This is a genomic window from Nocardioides sp. Soil_C_8, assembly GCF_057656315.1.
In genome coordinates this window covers 475752-496027 of the sequence record NZ_JBDGKQ010000002.1, presented here as the reverse complement: position 1 = coordinate 496027, position 20276 = coordinate 475752, and the positions used below count along the sequence as shown (strand labels likewise).

Genomic DNA, 20276 nt, shown 5'->3' with positions numbered 1-20276 from the left:
GTGGCCGAGGCACCTGACCCGCGCTACCTCTTGGCCAACGAGCGGACGCTCCTCGCCTACGAGCGCACCGCGATCGGGCTCGTCGTCGCGGCCGTCGGCGCCCTCAACCTGCTGGACGAGACCTGGCCCAACGTCGCCCTCGGCATCGCCCTCCTCCTCGCGTCGGCGATGACCGCCGGCGTCGGGTGGCACCGCTACCGCCAGGCGGAGCAGGCGATCCGGGCCGGGACCGACCTCCCGTCCGGGTTCGCCGTGCAGGTCGTCGTCCTCGCCGTGATCACGATCATCGTGGTGGTCGCCCTGACGGTGCTGGTGTGAGCGCGGTCGTCTGCGTCGACTTCGGATCCACCTGGACGAAGGCGGCGCTGGTCGAGCTCGACAGCGGACTGCTCCTCGGGACCGCGAGCCACCCCACCACCCTCCCGGGCCCGGACGGCGACGGTGACGTGCTCGACGGGTACGACGCCTGCGTCGCCGCGCTCGCGCAGCAGGACCCGCGGACGCTCGGTGCCGACGTGCTCGCCTGCTCCAGCGCGGGTGGTGGGCTGCGGATCGCCGTCGTCGGCAACGAGGAGCTGGTCACCGCGGAGGCCGGGCGCCGGGTCGCGCTCTCCAGCGGCGGCAAGGTGGTGCTGGTCCTGCACGGCGGCCTCGACGACACCAAGCTGGCCGGGCTGCGGGCGGCCGAGCCCGACGTGGTGCTCCTCGTCGGGGGCACCGACGGCGGCAACGCCGAGGTGCTCGAGGGCGACGCTGCCTTCCTGGCCCGCGTGCCGTGGCCGGGTCCCGTCGTGGTGGCCGGCAACGTGGAGTCCCAGCCGGTCGTGTCGGGGCTGCTCGCCGGCTCGGGGACGCCGCACGTGCTCGCCGACAACGTCGTGCCCCGCATCGGCGTGCTCGCCCCCGACAGCGCCCGGCGGGCGATCCGCGAGATCTTCCTCAGCCACGTGATCGGCGGCAAGCACCTCAGCAGCCGCAGCGACGCGAGTGGTCGGACCTTCACCTCGATGGTCCGCGGCGCGACGCCCGACGTCGTGCTGACCGGCGTCGAGCTGCTCGCGCGCGGCCTGGACGACCAGCACCCCGGTGCCGGTGACGTCGTGGTCGTCGACGTCGGCGGCGCCACGACCGACGTGCACAGCGTCGTCGAGCTCGACCCCGAGGACAGCGGCCTGGCCCGCGAGGTCGTCGCCACCACGCCGGTCACCCGGACGGTCGAGGGAGACCTCGGCATGCGCTGGTCGGCCGTCTCGACCGTCGAGGCCGCCGGTCGTCACGACCTGCACGCCGCCGCCGTACGACGCCACGAGCGTCCCGACCTGCTCCCGGAGAGCTGTCCCGACCCGGTCGCCGAGCAGGAGACCGACCTCGACATCGCCGCGGCCGCGGTCCGGATCGCCCTTGAGCGCCACGCCGGCCGGAGCCGGGTCGTGGTGAGCCCCGAGGGCCGCGTCGTCGAGCGCAGCGGCAAGGACCTCCGCGAGGTCGACCTCCTGGTCGGCTCCGGTGGGGTGCTGCGCCACGGCGGCCCCGACGCCGTACGACGGGTGCTGGCGCCGGCGACGGGCGACGCCTTCGAGGGGGGCTGGCAGCTGCCGCGCGACCCACGGGTGGTGGTCGACCACGACTACGTGCTGGCCGCCGCCGGGCTGCTGGCGCAGGACCACCCGGGCGCGGCACACCGTCTGCTGGGTGGTCTCACTGCGGCGGCGGATCGGTAGCGTGAGCGACGTGAGCGAGCACGACGAGCCCGCGCCCGACGCTCCCGGCGACCCCGAGGTGGAGTCGGGCCGGCGGCGACTGTTCGCCGCCCTCGCCCGGGAGGAGGAGGGGCTGACCGATCGCATCGTCGCCCAGTGGGCCCAGGGCCGCGCCGAGCGGCGGACCGAACCGGCGTTCACCACCGGCCCCTCCAACTTCAGCCGCGCCCAGGTGCCGTGGGGCCTCGACCTCGCCGCCGCGTGGGCGTGGCGGCTCGTCGTCATCGTGGTCGCGATGCTCGGCCTGCTGTGGACGCTGCGCTTCTTCGCCGTCATCACGCTGCCGATCGCCATCGCGCTGCTGATCAGCGCGCTGGCGTCGCCCACGGTCGTCTGGCTGCGCCGGGTCGGGGTGCCGCGCGGCCTCGCGACCGGCGTCGTGATGCTCCTGGGCCTCGGCACGGTCGCGCTGCTGCTCACGTTCGTCGGCCAGCAGGTCGCCCAGGGCGCCGACGACCTGGCCGACTCGGTGGTCACCGGCCTCGGGCAGGTCCGCGAGTGGCTGCGAACCGGCCCCTTCCACATCTCGGACTCCCAGCTCGACGGCTACATCAAGCAGGTGCAGTCCGCCGTCTCCGGCAGCACCGGCGCCGACGGCATCTTCACCCGGGCCACCGAGGTCGGCACGGCCGTGGGCCACGTGGTCGCGGGCTTCTTCATCGTGCTGTTCTCCACCTACTTCTTCCTCGCCGACGGCGAGCGCATCTGGTCGTGGCTGGTGCGGATCGCCCCCCGCGCGGCCCGCGAGCGCGTCGACGCCTCGGGTCGCGTCGCCTGGGTGTCGCTCATGCAGTTCGTGCGGGCCACGGTCCTGGTGGCGATCGTCGACGCGATCGGCATCATGCTGGTCGCCTGGTTCCTCAGCGTGCCGTTCGTGGTGGCCATCGGCGTGCTGGTCTTCCTGGGTGCGTTCGTCCCCATGATCGGTGCCACCGTGGCCGGGCTCGTCGCGATCCTGGTCGCCCTGGTCGACCAGGGCCCGTGGACCGCGCTGCTGATGCTGGGCGGCGTGATCCTGGTCCAGCAGATCGAGGGCCACGTCCTGCAGCCGTTCCTCATGGGCCGCTTCGTCTCGCTGCACCCGCTCGGCGTGATCGTGGCGATCGGCTGCGGGGTGCTCGTGGCCGGCATCGCGGGCGCGCTGGTCGCCGTACCCCTCGCCGCCGCCGGCAACGCCGTCGTCCAGCACCTCGCCTCCTACACCGAGGTCGGTGACGACGACCCCGACGACGCGCTCGAGGAGGACATCGCGCCACCACCCAACGAGGGCGACCAGATCCGCGACGACGGCCCGCTGGCGGGCCCGGACGCCCCGGACGACGACCCCGACCACCCCGACCACCCCGACCACCCCGAGAAGGACCCTGCATGACCGACGAATGCGCCCTGGCCGACATCGTGGCCGCGCGCGAGATGCTCGAGGGCGTCACGGTGACCACGCCGATGGAGGAGTCGCGTTGGCTCTCCGCGCTGGTCGGGGGACCGGTCTCGCTGAAGTGCGAGAACCTCCAGCGCACCGGCTCCTTCAAGTCGCGGGGCGCCTACGTCCGCATCGCGCGGCTGTCCGCCGAGGAGCGGGCCCGCGGCGTCGTCGCGGCGTCCGCCGGCAACCACGCGCAGGGCGTCGCGCTCGCGGCCTCGACCCTCGGCATCACGTCCACCGTCTTCATGCCCGAGGGTGCGCCGATCCCCAAGGAGAAGGCGACCCGCGGCTACGGTGCCGACGTCGTCTTCCACGGCCGCTACCTCGAGGACTCGCTCGCACGGGCGCGCGAGTTCGCGGCCGAGACCGGCGCGGTGCTGATCCACCCCTTCGACCACGTCGACATCGTCGCGGGGCAGGGCACGCTCGGCCTCGAGGTCCTCGAGCAGGCGCCCGACGTGCGCACGGTGCTGGTGCCGACCGGTGGCGGCGGCCTGCTCGCCGGGGTGGCGATCGCGGTCAAGGCGCTGCGCCCCGACGTACGCGTGGTGGGCGTGCAGGCGGAGGGCGCCGCGGCCTACCCGGGCTCCCTCGCTGCGGGGCAGCCCGTGCCGCTGGAGTCGATGAGCACGATGGCCGACGGCATCGCCGTCGGCCGGCCGGGGGACATCACCTTCGCGGCCGTGCGCGACCACGTCGACGAGATCGTGACGGTCTCGGAGGAGTCGCTGTCCCGCGCGCTGCTCGCGCTGATCGAGCGCGCGAAGCAGGTCGTCGAGCCGGCTGGTGCCGCCGCCGTCGCGGCCATGCTCGACAACCCGACCGGCTTCGAGACCCCGGCCGTCGCGGTCCTGTCCGGCGGCAACATCGACCCGCTCCTGCTCGGCAAGGTGATCCGCCACGGCCTCGCCGCGGCCGGGCGCTACCTCTACCTCCGCGTCTGCATCCCCGACCTGCCCGGCGGCCTGGCCTCCCTGCTCGCCGAGGTCGGCGCCGAGGGCGCCAACGTCCTCGAGGTCGCCCACGAGCGGCTCTCCCCGTCGCTGACCCTCAACGAGGTCGAGGTGCGCATCCAGCTCGAGACCCGCGGCGAGGCGCACGCCGAGCACCTGATGGCCCGCCTCCGCGAGCGCGGCTACCGCGTCGACAACTGAGCGGCGTACGCCCTCGACTGCCGCCGAAAATGCCGCGGAGCGGTGAGTGAGACACGCGTTCTGCACGCAGAAAAGGTGTCCCACTCACCGCTCCGGCGGTGAAAAGCGCTCAGGCCTTGTAGGGCTCCGCGTCGACGATCGTGACGGAGAGCTCCTTGCCGTTGGGCGCGGTGTAGGTGACCTTGTCGCCCTTGGTCTTGCCGTTGATCGCGGCACCCATCGCCGACTCGGGGGAGTAGACGTCGAGGGTGTCGCCGTCGCTGAGGTTCTCGCGGGCGCCGAGGAGGAACTTCTCCTCGTCGCCGCCACCGAAGTCGACCGTGACGACCATGCCCGGCTCGACGACGCCGTCGTCGGGGGGCGTCTCGCCGACCTCGGCCTTGCGGAGCATGTCCTCGAGCTGACGGATGCGGGCCTCCTGCTTGCCCTGCTCGTCCTTGGCGGCGTGGTAGCCGCCGTTCTCCTTGAGGTCGCCCTCGTCGCGGGCGGCCGAGATGCGCTCGATGATCTCCTGGCGCTTGGGACCCTTGAGGTCGTCGAGCTCGGCCTTCAGCTTGTCGTAGGCCTCCTGGGTCAGCCAGATGGTGCCCTGGTCGGTCATGTCGGTGCTCCTGCTCACGTGGTACTGGATGCGGGTGTGCCTCAGCGCCCCCGCATCGGGTCGGTGGTGTCTTCCGTCCGATCGGTGTCGGCGCGGCGACGGACGTCGGCCAGCGCACCCGGACGGGCAGAACATTCAGACTAGCAAGCCCGGGGCAAAAGTGCAGGCCGACGACTCAGCGTGGGCGCGGCTGGTCCGGGGAGGTGCACCCGAGCTTCTCGACGGAGGTGGCCCGGCGCTCGGTGCGGATGACGACCTCGTTGACGCCGTCCACGGGGGTGAAGGCCAGCTCGCCGACGGCCGTCTTGTCCTCGGCGAGGGCGCGCACCCGGCAGCTGGCCTCGACACCGTCGGCGAGCTGGACGTCGACGCGGGTCTCCACCTGGTGGTCACCGGTCACCTCGAACGTGACCACCTCGGAGCGGACGTCGGGGCTGCCGTGGAACCACGCGGTCCAGCCCAGCCAGGTGAGCCCGACGACCGCCAGCACGACCGCGAACCCGATGGCCACGGGTCGCCGCCACCGGGCGGGGGCGCCGTAGCGGTCGGCGAGGTCGGTGGTCACGCACAGAAGCGTAAGTCCCTCCTCCTAGACTCCAGACCATGGCCCAGCCCTCCGCCGACCGGTCCCGCACCGGGCTCCGACTCATGCACGTCCACGCCCACCCCGACGACGAGTCGAGCAAGGGCGCCGCGTCGACGGCGAAGTACGTCGCCGAGGGCGTCGACGTCCACGTCGTGACCTGCACCGGCGGCGAGCGCGGCTCGGTGCTCAACGCCAAGATGGACCGCCCGGAGGTCTGGGAGAACATCACCGAGATCCGTCGCGAGGAGATGCACCGGGCCCGCGACATCCTCGGCATCCGCCAGGACTGGCTCGGCTTCATCGACTCCGGCTGGCCCGAGGGCGACCCGCTGCCGCCGTTGCCGGAGGGCTGCTTCGCGCTCGTCCCGCTCGAGGAGTCGACCGAGCGGCTCGTCCGGCTGATCCGCGAGTTCCGTCCCCACGTGCTGACGACGTACGACGAGCGCGGCGGCTACCCGCACCCCGACCACATCCGCTGCCACGAGGTCTCCGTCGCCGCCTACCACGCGGCCGGCGACCCGGAGCGCTTCCCCGACGCGGGGGAGCCGTGGCAGCCCATGAAGCTCTACTACCACCACGGCTGGAGCTGGGCGAAGACGAACGCCCTGCACGAGGCGATGCTCGCCCACGACCTCGAGTCGCCGTACACCGAGCGCCTCGCCAACTGGGAGCGCGAGCCCGAGTGGGACGAGCGGATCACCACGCGGGTGCCGTGCGGCGACTACTTCGGGGTGCGTGACCAGGCGCTGCTCGCCCACGCCACGCAGATCGACCCCGACGGCATGTGGTTCGCGATCCCGCGTGAGATCCAGCAGAAGACGTGGCCCACCGAGGACTACGAGCTGGTCGAGTCGACGGTCGCGAGCACGCTGCCCGAGGACGACCTGTTCGCCGGGATCCCGACGCCCGCTCCCTGAGCGGGAAGTGGGACACTAGGAGCATGCTCGACCTGCTGATCATCGCTCTGGTGGACGACCCGACGCCGAAGGACACCGAGGTGAAGGCCGGTCCACTGGGCTTCGCGGTGTGGATCTTCATGATCATCGCGGTCGTCGTGATCGCGTTCAGCCTGGTCAAGCAGCTGCGCAAGGCGCAGGCGGCGAAGGACGCCGGCGTCTACGGCGACGAGCCGGTGCAGCGCACCGACGCGTCGGACGACGCGACCGGCGCCGCCGGCACCCCGGGCGGCTCCGCCACCACCGACGAGCGCTGAGCGACCCCTCTGCCACCCCTCGGTCACCCTCGGCCGGCTCAGCCCTGCTGACTCTTCCCGGGCAGCCACCAGTTCCACCGGCCCAGCAGCGTCATCGACGCAGGCAGCAGCAGCCCGCGCACGATGGTCACGTCGAGCAGGACCGCCACCGTCATCCCGACGCCGATCTCCTTGACCGCGACCAGCTCGCCGAGCGCGAAGCCGAGGAACACGATCCCGATCGCGACCGCGGCGAGCGTCACGACCGGTCCCGAGGCGGTGATGCCGGTGAGCACGGCCTCGTCGTTGAGCGCCCGCAGGTCGGTCGAGCGGTCGCGCTTGCGCCTGGGGCGGGCGAGCGCCTCGTCCCACGCCTCACGGATCCGGGCGACGAGGAAGACGTGGTAGTCCATCGACAACCCGAACGCGAACATGAACAGCAGCAGGGGCGTGGTGACGTCGAGGGCGCCCCACGAGTCGAAGCCCAGCAGGGACGACCCCCAGCCCCACTGGAAGATCGCCACCACGACGCCCAGGGTCGCACCGAGCGAGAGCAGGTTGAGCGCGACGGCCTTCACCGGTACGACGACGGAGCGGGTCAGCCGTCCCAGCAGCACGGCGGTGAGGAGCGCGACCACCAGCACCGCGATCGGCGCCCGGTCGGCCAGGGCGTCGCGGGTGTCGACCAGCTCGGCCGTGGGGCCACCGACCAGGACGTCGGCCCCGAGGTCGGCCGCCCGCAGCCGGCGGACGAGGTCCTGCACCTTCGGGCCGTCGTAGTCCCCGGCGGCGTCCGGCTCCGGCTCCACGAGGAGTTGGCTGAGGTCGCCCGGCACCGGGTCGAACAGCAGCACGTCCACCACACCGGGGATGCCGGCCAGCCCACCCATGGCGTCCGCGGTCTCCTGGGAGGTGAAGTCCGCCTCGACCAGCACGGTGATCGGGACGGCCTTCTGGTCGGGGTAGTCGGCCTCGATCGCGGCCTGGGTCAACCGCGGCTCGCTGTCGCGCGGCAGCGTGCGGGCGTCGGAGTTGCGCAGGTCGAGGGCCAGCAGGGGAGTGGCGAGCAGGAGCAGCAGCGCGGTGCACCCCAGCAGCACCGGCCACGGGCGGCGTTGGGAGATCCGCGCCAGGCGCGGCAGCAGGGCGTGGGCGCTGGGCGTGCCGCCGAGCAGGCGGCCGGTCGCGGGGGCGGGGATGCGGCCGTGGGAGACGGCGACGAGCGCGGGCGCGAGGGTCAGGCCGGTCAGCGTGGCCCCTGCCACGGCGACCAGGCCGCCGACGGCCATCGGGGACAGCACGGGGTCGCGCAGCACGAGCAGACCGGCCAGCGCGGTCGCGACGGTGAGGCCGGAGACCAGGACCGTGCGGCCCGAGGTGGCCAGGGTGCGCGCCAGGGCCTCCGCGACGTCGGTGCCGGGCGCGGCCGCCCGCTCCTCCCGGAAGCGACCGAGCACCAGCAGGGCGTAGTCCACGGCGAGGCCGAGGCCCAGGAGGGTGACGACGTTGACGGCGTAGTCGCTCACCGGCGTCAGGCGAGCCAGGAGGGCCAGCGCCAGCAGCGCCACGCAGACCGAGCCGAGCGCGGTCGCCACGGGCAGCACGCCGACGACGAACCCGCCCAGGGCGAGCGCGAGGACGACCACCAGCACCAGGATCGCGACGCCCTCGCCGCGGGCGGCGTCCTGCACCGCCTGCTCGCCGAAGGCCTCCTCGGCGAGCAGCGGGCCGCCCACCAGGACCTCCGGCATGCCGACGTGCTGGAGGGCGTCGTCGACCTCCGCCGCGGCGGCGAGGGCACGCTCGCGCTCGACGGTGTGGTCGATCTCGACCGTGACGATGGTGCCGAACCGGTCGGGCCGGACGAGGTCCTGCGCGCCGGTGGTCCACGGGTCGCGCACCTCGACGACGTCCGGCAGGTCGCGCACGTCGTGCATCACGCGGGTGGCCTGGTCGATCAGGTCGACGCTGTAGATGTCCGCGCCGCCCAGCACGGCGACCACCAGCTCGCCCTCGGGGTCGGCGGCCTCGAGCAGCTCTGCGACCCGGGCCGACTGGCTGTCGTCGCGCAGCGGGTCGGGGGCCTCAGCCAGGTCGAAGACCGAGCCGCCGAGAACGGCGCCGAGCACGACGACGACCGCCCACGTCGCGAGGACCTGCCGCCGCCAGCGGTGCAGCAGCCGTCCGAGGTCCTCCAGCACGAGCGTGACTGTAACGGGAGGTACCCCTTTTGGCGATCACCGAGCAAAAGTTGTTCACAAAGCGCCCGATCGGTCCTAGGGTGAGCGGCGTCACAACTGTCCCGGCGTGCGCCGTGCCGTCGGGGTCCCAGGAGGTTCCGGTGTCGTTGTCCCCTGTCCATCCCCGATCGAGCGCCGCCGGCGCACGGTCGCGCCGCCGGTCCCGCTGGACCGCTGCGGCCCTGGCCACCACCGTGGCGGCCAGCCTCGCCGCGGTCGCGCCCAGCGCGTCCGCCGTCCCCGCGGGCGACGAGCCCGGTCTCACCATGCGCGCGTTCCAGCTCGGTCAGTCGATCTCGGAGCTCTGCACCCTCAAGGCGGGCCAGACGCCCAACGTCGACGAGCTCAAGCAGGTCATCGACTGGCGGACGCCCGCCGACTTCGGTGGCCTCCAGGACAACTTCGTGGTGGAGGCGCTCGCCAACGTCAGCGTCGAGGCGAGCGGCACCTACGAGTTCCGGCTCACCAGCGACGACGGCTCGCGGCTCACCATCGACGACACCGAGGTCATCGACCACGACGGACTGCACGGCGACACCGCGAAGACGGGCAGCACGACGCTGACCGCCGGCACGGTGCACGAGCTGCGCGTCGACTACTTCGAGGCCGGCGGCGGCGAGCGGCTCACGCTCGAGTGGATGCCGCCCGGCGCCTCCACCTTCTCGGTGGTCCCGACCTCCGCGCTCAGCACCGAGGCCAACGTCACCCGCGTGACCGCTCCCGGCTTCAAGCAGTGCGAGGGCCAGGACGACTCCGCAGGCGACGGCCTCCAGCTCGACGGGGTCAACCCGGCGTACGACCTGGTCGACCTGCGCCCCGACGGCTTCGAGCCGCAGGTCACCGGGCTCGAGTGGGACGGCGACGACCTCCTCGTCCTCACCTGGGGCGGCAACGGCAACGACCAGGGCAACGTCGAGCTCGGCGAGCTCTACCGGCTCAGCGGCGTCAAGGGCGCCGCGTCCCCCGCTGACGTCACGCGCACGAAGATCGCCGGCGGGCTCAAGGAGCCGCAGGGCATCTCGGTCGTCGACGGCGAGATCTACATCTCCGAGAAGACCGGCCTGATCAAGCTGACCGGCGAGGACGCCCAGGGCGTCTTCCAGAGCCAGCAGAAGATCGCCGACTACCCGTTCGACGGCAACTTCCACGAGTTCGGCTTCGGCATGCTCTACAAGGACGGCAAGTTCCACGTGAACCTGTCGGTCTCCATCAACCTCGGCGGCGCGACCACCGTGCCGCAGGGCTCGCAGGACCGCGGCACGCACATCACGATCGACAAGGAGACCGGCGAGATCGACTACGTCGCCGGTGGCCTGCGGACCCCGCACGGAATGGGCTGGGGTCCCGAGGGCGAGATCTTCGTGACCGACAACCAGGGCGGCTGGCTCCCGGCCTCCAAGCTCATCGACATCCGTCCCGGCGAGTTCTACAACCACTACACGACGGAGAAGGACGGCACCCCCGGCCGCTTCGACGACGAGCCGGTGACCAAGCCGGTCCTGTGGATGCCGCAGAACGAGATCGCCAACTCCCCGAGCACCCCGGTGGTCGTCGAGGAGGGCCCGTACGACGGCCAGCTGTTCATCGGCGACGTCACCTACGGCGGTCTGCAGCGTGCGGACCTCGAGAAGGTCGACGGCCGCTACCAGGGCGCGCTCTTCCGGATGACCCAGGGCCTCGAGGCCGGCGTGAGCCGCGTCCTCAAGGGCGACGACGGCTCGCTGATCATCGGCGGCCTCGGCGCCGGCGGCAACTGGGGCCAGACGGGCAAGCTGCGCCACGGCCTGCAGAAGCTCGACCTCAGCGGTGACGTGCCGTTCGACATGCTGTCGATGGACGTCGTCGAGGGCGGCTTCGAGATCGAGTACACCCAGCCGCTGTCGGCCGAGACCCTGACGGACCTCGCGTCCAAGTACCAGGTCGAGCAGTGGCGCTACCGCGCCACCGCGCAGTACGGCGGCCCCAAGCTCGACGAGGAGTCGCTCCAGGTCACCAGCGCGACCGCCAGCGAGGACGGCCGCACGGTCACCCTCCAGGTCGACGGCATGAAGCCCGACCGCGTCGTGCACCTGCGCTCGCCGCGCCCGTTCGAGTCCGCCTCGAACGAGACGCTCTGGAGCACCGAGGCCTGGTACACCCTCAACAGCTACCCCGGCTACGTCGAGGCCGAGCCGGAGCCCGCTCCGGACGGCATCTACGAGCTCGAGGACGGCGAGCTGTCCGGCACCGCCGGCATCGACACCGAGCACGCCGGCTACACCGGCTCGGGCTTCGTCGACGGCATCCAGACCGTCGGCTCGGGCAGCGCGGTCACCGTGGTGGCGCCCAGTGCAGGTGCGTACGACCTGCAGATCCGCTACGCCAACGGCCCCAACCCGGCGCCCAACCAGACCAAGAAGATGAGCCTCTACATCGGTGACGAGCGCCAGCAGATCTCGCTGCCGCCCTTCGCCGACTGGAAGACGTGGGGCACCTTCACGGTCCGGGTCACGCTGCCGGCGGGCGCAACGCGCGTCGAGATCGCCTACGAGCAGGGCGACGACGGCCACGTCAACCTCGACCACGTGAAGCTCGTCGACCCGACCGGCGGTCGCGTCGAGGCCGAGGACGGCACCATCACCGGTCAGGGCAACCGCGTCCAGACCGAGCACGCGGGCTACAGCGGCACCGGCTACGTCGGTGGCTTCGAGAACGACGGCACCGCCGTGACCTTCGACCTCACCACAACGGCGGCCGGCTTCCATGCCATCAAGCTCGGCTACGCCAACGGGCCCAACCCGCAGGCCAACCAGACGAAGCAGATGTCGCTCTACGTGAACGACGAGTTCGTCAAGAAGCTCTCGCTGCCGCCGTTCGCCACCTGGAAGGAGTGGGGCAGCATCGAGGACCAGATCGAGCTGCAGGCCGGCGCCAACGTCGTCAAGATCGCTCGTGACGCCGGTGACAACGGCAACGTGAACCTCGACTACCTCGACCTCGGAGCCCGCTCGGCCTGCGCGCCGGGCGAGACGCCGGGTGCCGACGACGAGTTCGAGGGCACCGCGCTCGACACCTGCCGATGGAGCACCATCCTGAACAAGACGGCGACCGGCGTCACGGTGGCCGGCGGGCAGCTGCGCATCAACGCCCAGGCCGGTGACCTGTCCGGCGGTGCCGTGGACGCGAAGAACATGGTCCTGCAGGACGCGCCGGCGGACGACACGTGGGATGCGACCACGCAGCTCACGATGACGGGCACTGACGACTACCTGCAGGGTGGCCTGGTCGCGTGGACCAGCGCGAGCAACTACGCCAAGCTCGTCGCGATGGAGAAGCCGGACGGCGACTGGGTGCTGGAGCTGGGTCGCCGGATCAACGGCGACATGGTCTACACCAACGCCGACCTGCCCGATGGTGCGGCTCCGGACGACCTGCAGCTGCAGATGGTCTCGACAGGCACCGCGGTCCAGGGCCGCTGGTCGGTGGACCAGGGCGCGACCTGGAAGTCGATGGGCGCGGGCTACCCCCTCACGGGGCTCGACGCACCCAAGATCGGTCTCGCCGCCTACAACGGCACCGGCAGCCAGGTCGGCGCGTTCGACTGGTTCAAGGTGACCGGCGACCCGGTCGTCGAGGCGGACACCTGCGAGGCGGTCGAGGCCGACCCCGGCTACCGGACGCTGTTCGACGGCACCGCCTCGAGCCTCGAGGACTGGAACATGGCCGGCCCCGGCCTGTTCACCCGTGAGGCCGACTGCACGCTGAAGGGCAACGGCGGCATGGGTCTGCTCTGGCACTCCGAGCCGCTCGAGGGCGACTACTCGCTGCAGCTGGACTGGAAGCTCACCAAGGACGACAACGGCGGCGTCTTCGTCGGGTTCCCCGACCCGGGCAACGACCCGTGGGTCGCCGTCAACCAGGGCTACGAGATCCAGATCGACGCCACGGACGCCGACGACCGCACCACCGGTGCGATCTACACGTTCCAGGGTGCCGACGAAGCGGCTCGTGACGAGGCGCTGAACCCGGTCGGCGAGTGGAACCACTACGAGATCCGGGTCGAGGGCAAGCGCATCCGCGTCTTCCTCAACGACGTCCTGGTGAACGACTTCACCAGCAAGGACGACAACCGGCTGAAGTGGCCGTCCTACCTCGGCCTGCAGAACCACGGCGGCGGCGAGACCGTGTTCTACCGCGACGTGCAGGTCAAGGAGTACGCCGACCCGGAGAACGTCGCGTCCGACGTGACGGTCACCGCCCCGGCGGAGGTCCAGACGGGCAAGAAGGCCCAGGTCGTGGTGGAGGTCGACTCGGTCGTCGAGGAGACCCCGACCGGTGAGGTGGTGCTGTCCGTCGACGGCAACGACCTGCCCGCCACGGAGCTCGTGGACGGCAAGGCGACCTTCGAGCTCGGCCCGTTCGGTGGGCCGAAGACCGTGGAGCTGGCGGCGACGTACGCCGGCGACATCGCGCACGACCCCGGCGTGGGACGCGCGCAGGTCAAGGTGGTCACCCCGGCGCCGGTGGTCACGCCCCCGACCCCGCCCACGGCGGCCAACCCCGCCGTGACGGTCAGGAAGGGTGGCAAGGTCGACGCGACGAAGAACCGCCGCAAGGCCACGATGGTGCTGAGCTGCGGCTCGGCCGCCTGCGAGGGCAAGGTCGTGCTCCGCGACCGCGGCGCGAAGGGCAAGCGCCTCGGCGCCGGCTCGTTCGACCTCGACGTCAGCGAGAAGGGCAAGGTCACCGTCAAGCTCAACAAGCGCGCACGCGCCAAGCTGGGCAAGAAGGCGAGCCTCAAGGCCGTCGCGGTCGTCCGCTTCGAGGACGGCAGCACCCAGCGGGTGAAGGTCCGCCTGAAGCGCTGACCCGCGCCACGCAGTAGCCGGCGGCCCGTCCTCCCACCGGAGGGCGGGCCGTCGTCGTACGTGGGCTGCGGCGAGCCGGGGGTTCAGCGGCGGACGACCCGGACGAGGCAGTCCCAGGCCGTACGTCGTTCCTCGCCGCCGTGGCCGTCGGCCGAGGTGACCTCGCGGGCGACGCGCTCGGCGCGCACCACCTCGACCTCGAGGCCGGCCAGGTCGGCGAGGACGTCCTCGGCCGTCATCAGCACCGCGGCGTCCTGCGGACCGCCGGTCCCCTCGGTGAGGTTGGTCGAGTCGTGGGCGACCAGCAGGAACGTCCCGCCGGGGCGCAGCATCCCGACGGCGTTGCGCACGGCACGCGTCCTGTCGGCGGCGGGGACCTGCAGGTAGGCGACGACGACGAGGTCGACGGGGGCCGCCGGCTCCCACGTCGTGGCGTCGGCGCGCACCCAGGTCAGGTCGAGGTCCTGGGGGTCGTCCGCAGCCAGGCGGGCGCCCTTGTCCAGGGCGACCTGCGAGAAGTCGACGGCGGTGGCCGACCACCCGCGCGCGGCGAGCCAGATGGCGTTGCGTCCCTCGCCGGCCGCGAGGTCCACCGCGGCGCCGGGAGGCAGGTCGGCGAGCTCGGCGGCCACGAACTGGTTCGGCTCGCGCGACCACACCAGGTCGGTGGCGGCGTACCTCTCGTCCCAGGCGTCTGCGTCCATGCCCAGCAGGGTAGGCCCGGCTGCTCACGCTGGGATCGACGAAGGGCTGACCCACCCGCCGGCGCGCATCACCCGGACCACCTGCAGCTCCTCGTCAAGCACGACCAGGTCGGCGCGGCGGCCGGGCTCGACCGCGCCGACGTCGTCCAGCCCCCACGCCCGGGCCGGCGCGGTACTGGCGGCGTGGACCACGTCGAGCAGCGGGATCCCGGCGGTGCGGACGCAGAAGCGCACGGCCGCGTCCATCGTGAGCGTCGAGCCCGCGATGGCGCCGTCGCCGTCCGGGGAGGCGAGCCGGGCGATGCCGCCGCGCACCTGGACGTCCATCTGCCCCAGCGCGTAGTCGCCGTCGCGCGCGCCTGCGGCCGCCATTGCGTCGGTGACGAGGATGCAGCGGCCGGGCTTGGCGGCGAAGACCGTACGCAGCACGGCGGGGTGGAGGTGTACGCCGTCGGCGATGAGCTCGACGTCGACGGGGGAGTCGAGCAGCGCGCCGACCGGTCCGGGGTCGCGGTGGTGGAGCGGGCGCATCGCGTTGAAGAGGTGGGTGCCGAGCCGGGCGCCCGCGTCGAGGGCCGCGCGCGCCTGGTCGTACGTCGCGTCGGTGTGGCCGATGGCGGCGAGCGCACCGGCGTCGACGAGCTGACGTACGGCGTCGATGCCGCCGGGCAGCTCGGGCGCGAGGGTGACCATCCGCACCGCGCCGCCGCCGGCGGCGAGGAGCGTGTCGATCGACGCCGGGGCCGGGTGGGTGAGCGAACCCGGCTGGTGGGCGCCCGAGCGCTGCGGGCTCAGCCACGGCCCCTCGAGGTGCACACCGGCGAGTCGACCGTCCTGCACCAGCAGCGCGAGCTCGCGCACAGCGGCGGCCATCCGCTCGGTGGTGTCCGTCACGAGGCTCGCCGCCATCGACGTGGTGCCGTGCGCGAGGTGGGAGTCGGCCACGACCGCCGCGGCGTCCGCCGTACCGGGGTCGAACGACGCGCCCCCGCCGCCGTGCACGTGGAGGTCGACGAACCCCGGTACGACGGTGGCCGCGCCGAGGTCGAGGTCGGGCGCGCGAGGCGGCGCCCCGTCGCCGACGTCGACGATGCGGTCACCGTCGACGAGCAGCCACCCCGGCGCGAGTATGCGCGCCGGGGTGACCACCTGTCCTGCAGCGAGGATCACGTCAGGCCTTGTTGTCCTGCTCGAGGATCGAGCCGCCGCCGGCCGGGTCGTCCTCGTCCTCACGACCGGGCGTCCTGAGGTTCCACTTCCGGATCACGAACCGGAACAGGAAGTAGTAGACGGCCGCGTAGGCCAGGCCGATCGGGATGATCAGCAGCGGCTTGGTGGCGATGTTGAAGTTGAGGACGTAGTCGAACAGACCGGCCGAGAAGCCGAACCCGTCCTTGACCCCGATCCAGTTCATCAGCGCCATCGAGGTGCCGGTGAGGAGGGCGTGGATGACGTAGAGCGGGAACGCGACGAACATGAACGCGAACTCGAGCGGCTCGGTGACGCCGGTCAGGAACGCCGTCAGCGCGGCCGACAGCATGATGCCGCCGACCAGCTTCTTGTTCTGCGGGCGGGCCTCGTGCCAGATCGCGAGGGCCGCGGCGGGGAGCGCGAACATCATGATCGGGAAGAAGCCGGTCATGAAGGCGCCCGCGGTCGGGTCGCCGGCCAGGAAGCGGGCGATGTCGCCGTTGTAGGTCTCGCCGCCGCTGGTGTACTCGCCGAAGATGAACCACGGCGGGTTGTTGAGGATGTGGTGCAGGCCGAGCGGGATCAGCAGCCGGTTGAGCGTGCCGTAGACGAAGCCGCCGAGGACGGCGTTGTCCGTCACCCACTCACCGAGCCCGGTGATCGCCCAGTCGAAGGCCGGGTAGACGAAGCTCATCGCGACCGAGATCACGACGGCTGCGAACGCGGTGATGATCGGGACGAAGCGACGTCCGCCGAAGAACGCGAGGTAGGGCGGCAGCGAGATCCGGTGGTAGCGCTGCCAGAGCCAGGCGCTCACGAGGCCCATGACGATGCCGCCGAGCACGCCGTAGTTGATGAGCTCGTCGCCCTCGAGGATCTCGGGCGACATCGCCTCGCCGACCCCCTGGAAGACGAGGTAGCCCACGACGGCCGCCAGGGCCGTCGAGCCGTCCGACTTGCGCGCCATGCCGATCGCGATGCCGACGGCGAACAGCAGCGGCAGGTTGGCGAAGAGGGCGTTGCCCGCTGCACCGATGACGGCTGCGACGCTGTCCCAGCCCAGTCCGTCGGCGCCCAGCAGGTCGGGTTGGCCGAGCCGCAGCAGCAGCGCCGCGACGGGAAGTGCGGCGATCGGGAGCATCAGGCTGCGCCCGAACTTCTGCACCGGCGCGAGGTTGAGCTTGCGCCGGGTCGTGGTGCCGCCCGAGGCGGCGTCCTGGGTGGTCATCAGGATCGATCCCTTCTGGTGGTGCTGTTGGTGCTGCTTGTTCCGACGGCGTCGGGGGTGGCGCCGAGGCTCATGTGGACCTGGTAGCGGTCACCGCGGTAGCGGGAGACGACGTACTCGACCGGCCGGCCGGCCGCGGTCGAGACGCGGCGGAAGACCAGGAGCGGGGTGTGGACGGCCGCCTCGAGCCGGCGGGCGGTCGCGCCCTCCGCGGCCTCGCCCCACAGCGTCTGCTCGGCGCTGTCGATGACGAGGTCGTAGCGGGTGGCGAACAGCGTGTAGAGCGAGCCGGTGAGGTCCGCGGTGTCGAGGCCGGGGAGGAGCGAGCACGGGTACCACCCCTGCTCGATCGCCATCGGCTGGCCGTCGGCGAGGCGGACGCGGTCGATCCGCCAGGCGGTGCCGCGGGCCCCGAGCCGCAACGCCTTGACGACCTCCGGTGGGGGCCGCTCCTCGTCGACGCGCATGAGGCGGGTCGCCGGGACCAGGCCGCGGCGGCGCATGTCGTCGGAGAACGACGCCAGGTGCAGGCTGGTCTGCACGCGCGGTCGCGCGACGAAGGTGCCCTTGCCGTGGATCTTCTCGAGCAGGCCGCCGACCACGAGGCTGTCGATCGCCTTGCGCACCGTGGCGCGCGAGACGTCGTACGTCGACATGAGCTCGCGCTCGGAGGGGATCGATGCGCCGGGGCCGAGGTCGCGGGTGGCGAGCTCGGCCAGCACGTCGCTCAGCTGCACGTGCTTCGGCCGGGGGCCGTCCTCGATCCTGGGAGCCATGCCGTCCTCTCGACGTTCGGTGGATCCATTGGTACGGTCTGGTACGTACCAGTTGGAGCATGGCTCCGACGCACCGACGTTGTCAAGGACCACCGATGGACACCTCGCACGCACCCACGACGCAGATGGCGACCGAGATCGCCGAGCAGCCGGAGGCCGCCCGCCGCACCCTCGAGGCACTGCTCCCCGAGCAGTCGCGGCTGCGCGACCTCGCCGCCGGGCGCCGCCGCGTGATGCTCGTGGCGCGCGGCTCGAGCGACAACGCCGCGATCTACGGGCGCTACCTGCTCGAGGTGGCCGCGGGCGTCCCCGCCACGCTGGCCGCGCCGAGCGTCGCCACCCACTACGGCGCACGGCTCGACCTCTCGGACACGGTCGTGGTGTCGGTGTCCCAGTCCGGTGCGACCGCCGAGATCGTGGAGACCCAGGAGTGGGCCCGGGCCTGCGGGGCCGCCACCGTCGGCGTGACCAACGTCGAGGGCTCTCCGCTCGCCGAGGAGGCCGACCTCGCGCTCGTGACCCGGGCCGGCCCCGAGGTCGCCGTGCCGGCGACGAAGTCCTACCTCGCCCAGCTCGTCGCCCTCGCCGTCGTCGCCGACGCGCTGGGGGAGGGTGCGCTGCGCACCGCGCTCGACCGGGTCCCGGCTGCGGTCGAGGGACTGCTGCGCACGGACGTCGACGCCGCCGCCGAGGCGCTGGCCACCACCGACCGGGTCGTCGTCTCGGGCCGCGGCCTGCTCCTCGGCACGGCGCTGGAGACGGCGCTCAAGATGGAGGAGACGTGCCTGCGCCCGGTGCGCGGCTACTCCTACGCCGACCTGCGCCACGGCCCGATCTCGGTGGTCAGCGAGGGGCTGCTGGCCGTGCTGGTCGGTGCCGCGGAGGGCCCGCTCGCCGAGCCGATGCTCGACCTCGTCCGCGACCTGCACGAGCGCGGAGCACGGGTCCTCGGGATCGGCGGCACGCCCGCGTTCGCGGGCCAGTGCGACCTGCACCTGCCCGGTCCGGACCTGCCCGAGACGGTGGAGCCGATCGCCTCGATCGTGCCCGCGCAGCTGATGATCGAGCAGATGGCGCGGCGGCTGGGCCTCGACCCCGACAACCCGCGCGGGTTGAAGAAGGTCACCCAGACCGACCGCTGAACCTCCAGGACGGTTGCGCCGCACCCGTCGACGTACGCGACAGTGGAACCACCCACGAAAGGAACCCGAGATGAGCAGCAAGGCAGAGCAGATCCTGGCCGGCCTCGGCGGCGCCGACAACGTCGTCGAGATCGAGGCGTGCATCACCCGCCTCCGCACCGAGGTCAAGGACGGCTCGCTCGTGGACCAGGCGGCCCTCAAGGCCGCCGGAGCCCACGGAGTCATGGCCAGCGGCACCGTGGTGCAGGTCGTCGTCGGCCCCGAGGCCGACAACCTCGCCGACGACATCGAGGACCTGATGTGAGCGGTGCCGTCCAGGTCCTCGCTCCCTGCCCGGGTCGTGTGGTCGCGATGTCGGACGTGCCCGACCCTGTCTTCGCCGAGGAGATGGTCGGCCCCGGCGTGGCGATCGAGCCCGAGCCCGGCCGCACCACCGTCGTGTCGCCGATCGCCGGGAAGATCGTCAAGGTGCTGCCGCACGCGTTCGTCGTGCTCGGCGACGGCGTCGGCGTGCTGGTCCACCTCGGCATCAACACCGTCCGCCTCGAGGGAGAGGGCTTCGAGGTCCTCGCCACCCAGGGCGGCGAGGTCGCCGCGGGAGACCCGATGATCACGTGGGACCCGTCGTCGTTGCCGTCCACGGCCGCCGGCCAGGACGTCTCGCCGGTCGTCCCGGTCGTGCTGATGGACGCGCCGAAGGGCTCGGTCCGGAGCGACGCCGTCGGCGGGTCCGTGGTCGCTGGCGACCTGCTCTTCGCGACCGCATGACGGCTGCTGCGACCCAGGTCTCCGCGCTGCTGCTGGACCTCGACGGCACGCTGGTCGACTCCGAGCCGCTGCACCGGCGCGGCTACGAGTCGTTCTTCGCCCACAAGGGCTGGGACCTCCCCGACCTCTCGGTCTTCACCGGACGCAGGGCGGTCGACGTCTTCGCGACGGAGCCCGGCCCGTGGGCCGGCCTCGACCCCGAGGCCGTGCTCGCGGAGGTGCTCGAGCACGTGCCCGACGAGGCGGCGCGGGCCGTGCCCGGTGCGCGCGAGCTGATCGAGGCGGCGCGTGCCGGCGGCACGCCGGTCGCCATCGTCACCTCGGCCGGACCCGACTGGGTGCAACGGTCGCTGGTCGAGTCGCTGACCCTGGCGCTCGAGAGCGTCGACCTCGTCGTCACCGCCCGCGACGTCGAGGACGGCAAGCCCCACCCGGCCGGCTTCGCCCTCGCCTGCCGACGGCTCGACGCCGACCCCGCGACCGCGCTGGCGGCGGAGGACTCGCCGGCGGGCGTCCGCGCGGCCCTCGGCGCCGGCGTACGCCAGGTGCACGGCATCGGCACGTCTCACCCGCGCGAGGTGCTGCTCGACGCCGGCGCCGTCGACGTCCACGCCGACCTCCGGCCGCTGCTGGCGCTCCTGGCGTCGTGAGCCGGGGGAGCTAC

18 protein-coding genes are annotated in these 20276 nt (G+C 72.4%); 11 read left to right on the top strand and 7 right to left on the bottom strand.

The window, feature by feature from the left end; genetic code table 11:
• The 4 genes from AC3A3L_RS12175 to ilvA are packed head-to-tail and all read left to right on the top strand — an operon-like array spanning position 1 to position 4337.
• The gene (locus AC3A3L_RS12175; protein WP_487640293.1) at positions 1 to 318 is read left to right on the top strand and encodes a YidH family protein; all 318 of its coding nucleotides are present in this window, start codon (positions 1 to 3) and stop codon (positions 316 to 318) included.
• Positions 315 to 1721 (top strand): glutamate mutase L, encoded by a 1407-nt coding sequence (locus AC3A3L_RS12170; RefSeq protein ID WP_487640292.1) that lies wholly within the window; start codon positions 315 to 317, stop codon positions 1719 to 1721. The genes AC3A3L_RS12175 and AC3A3L_RS12170 overlap by 4 nt, the downstream gene beginning before the upstream one ends.
• Before the next feature lie 10 nt (positions 1722 to 1731).
• Entirely contained in the window at positions 1732 to 3132 is a 1401-nt protein-coding gene (locus tag AC3A3L_RS12165; protein WP_487640291.1) for an AI-2E family transporter, read from the top strand.
• Positions 3129 to 4337 (top strand): threonine ammonia-lyase, encoded by a 1209-nt coding sequence (ilvA, locus tag AC3A3L_RS12160; RefSeq protein ID WP_487640290.1) that lies wholly within the window; start codon positions 3129 to 3131, stop codon positions 4335 to 4337. The genes AC3A3L_RS12165 and ilvA overlap by 4 nt, the downstream gene beginning before the upstream one ends.
• Before the next feature lie 109 nt (positions 4338 to 4446).
• Here the strand turns inward: ilvA and greA are convergent, their stop codons facing one another.
• Entirely contained in the window at positions 4447 to 4938 is a 492-nt protein-coding gene (greA, locus tag AC3A3L_RS12155; protein ID WP_487640289.1) for a transcription elongation factor GreA, read from the bottom strand.
• Positions 4939 to 5113: 175 nt separating this feature from the next.
• Complete coding sequence (locus AC3A3L_RS12150; RefSeq protein ID WP_487640288.1) at positions 5114 to 5503, bottom strand: DUF4307 domain-containing protein; 390 nt, start codon at positions 5501 to 5503, stop codon at positions 5114 to 5116.
• 38 nt (positions 5504 to 5541) lie between these two features.
• Between AC3A3L_RS12150 and mca the strand changes: the two genes are divergently transcribed.
• Complete coding sequence (gene mca, locus AC3A3L_RS12145; RefSeq protein ID WP_487640287.1) at positions 5542 to 6441, top strand: mycothiol conjugate amidase Mca; 900 nt, start codon at positions 5542 to 5544, stop codon at positions 6439 to 6441.
• Between the two features lie 23 nt (positions 6442 to 6464).
• A complete protein-coding gene (locus tag AC3A3L_RS12140) occupies positions 6465 to 6737 on the top strand; it encodes a hypothetical protein (RefSeq protein WP_487640286.1) in 273 nt (90 codons plus the stop codon).
• Positions 6738 to 6775: 38 nt separating this feature from the next.
• Here the strand turns inward: AC3A3L_RS12140 and AC3A3L_RS12135 are convergent, their stop codons facing one another.
• Positions 6776 to 8917 carry an MMPL family transporter gene (locus tag AC3A3L_RS12135; RefSeq protein ID WP_487640285.1) on the bottom strand — a complete coding sequence of 714 codons (2142 nt, stop codon included), beginning with the start codon at positions 8915 to 8917 and terminating at the stop codon, positions 6776 to 6778.
• A gap of 140 nt (positions 8918 to 9057) precedes the next feature.
• Between AC3A3L_RS12135 and AC3A3L_RS12130 the strand changes: the two genes are divergently transcribed.
• Positions 9058 to 13803, top strand: coding sequence for a 3-keto-alpha-glucoside-1,2-lyase-like domain-containing protein (locus tag AC3A3L_RS12130; protein ID WP_487640284.1), 4746 nt, complete (start codon positions 9058 to 9060; stop codon positions 13801 to 13803).
• Positions 13804 to 13886: 83 nt separating this feature from the next.
• On the opposite strand, the gene AC3A3L_RS12125 is transcribed toward AC3A3L_RS12130, so the two are convergent.
• Genes AC3A3L_RS12125 through AC3A3L_RS12110 form a run of 4 tightly spaced genes read right to left on the bottom strand, consistent with a single transcriptional unit; the run spans position 13887 to position 17702 of the window.
• On the bottom strand, positions 13887 to 14507 hold the full coding sequence (locus AC3A3L_RS12125) for a class I SAM-dependent methyltransferase (RefSeq protein ID WP_487640283.1): 621 nt from the start codon (positions 14505 to 14507) through the stop codon (positions 13887 to 13889).
• 24 nt (positions 14508 to 14531) lie between these two features.
• Positions 14532 to 15677 carry an N-acetylglucosamine-6-phosphate deacetylase gene (gene nagA, locus AC3A3L_RS12120; protein ID WP_487640282.1) on the bottom strand — a complete coding sequence of 382 codons (1146 nt, stop codon included), beginning with the start codon at positions 15675 to 15677 and terminating at the stop codon, positions 14532 to 14534.
• A gap of 1 nt (position 15678) precedes the next feature.
• Positions 15679 to 16926, bottom strand: a complete 1248-nt coding sequence (locus tag AC3A3L_RS12115; protein ID WP_487640281.1) for a PTS transporter subunit EIIC — start codon at positions 16924 to 16926, stop codon at positions 15679 to 15681.
• Complete coding sequence (locus AC3A3L_RS12110) at positions 16926 to 17702, bottom strand: GntR family transcriptional regulator (RefSeq protein ID WP_487640280.1); 777 nt, start codon at positions 17700 to 17702, stop codon at positions 16926 to 16928. The genes AC3A3L_RS12115 and AC3A3L_RS12110 overlap by 1 nt, the downstream gene beginning before the upstream one ends.
• A gap of 95 nt (positions 17703 to 17797) precedes the next feature.
• On the opposite strand from AC3A3L_RS12110, the gene AC3A3L_RS12105 reads away from it, so the two are divergent.
• The 4 genes from AC3A3L_RS12105 (at position 17798) to AC3A3L_RS12090 (ending at position 20262) form a co-directional block, all read left to right on the top strand.
• Positions 17798 to 18844 (top strand): SIS domain-containing protein, encoded by a 1047-nt coding sequence (locus AC3A3L_RS12105; RefSeq protein WP_487640279.1) that lies wholly within the window; start codon positions 17798 to 17800, stop codon positions 18842 to 18844.
• Positions 18845 to 18914: 70 nt separating this feature from the next.
• Entirely contained in the window at positions 18915 to 19148 is a 234-nt protein-coding gene (locus AC3A3L_RS12100) for a PTS sugar transporter subunit IIB (RefSeq protein WP_056908300.1), read from the top strand.
• Positions 19145 to 19612, top strand: a complete 468-nt coding sequence (locus AC3A3L_RS12095) for a PTS sugar transporter subunit IIA (protein WP_487640278.1) — start codon at positions 19145 to 19147, stop codon at positions 19610 to 19612. Before AC3A3L_RS12100 ends, AC3A3L_RS12095 begins: the two co-directional genes overlap by 4 nt.
• Positions 19609 to 20262 (top strand): HAD family hydrolase, encoded by a 654-nt coding sequence (locus AC3A3L_RS12090; RefSeq protein WP_487640277.1) that lies wholly within the window; start codon positions 19609 to 19611, stop codon positions 20260 to 20262. Before AC3A3L_RS12095 ends, AC3A3L_RS12090 begins: the two co-directional genes overlap by 4 nt.
• The last annotated feature ends 14 nt before the right edge of the window (positions 20263 to 20276 follow it).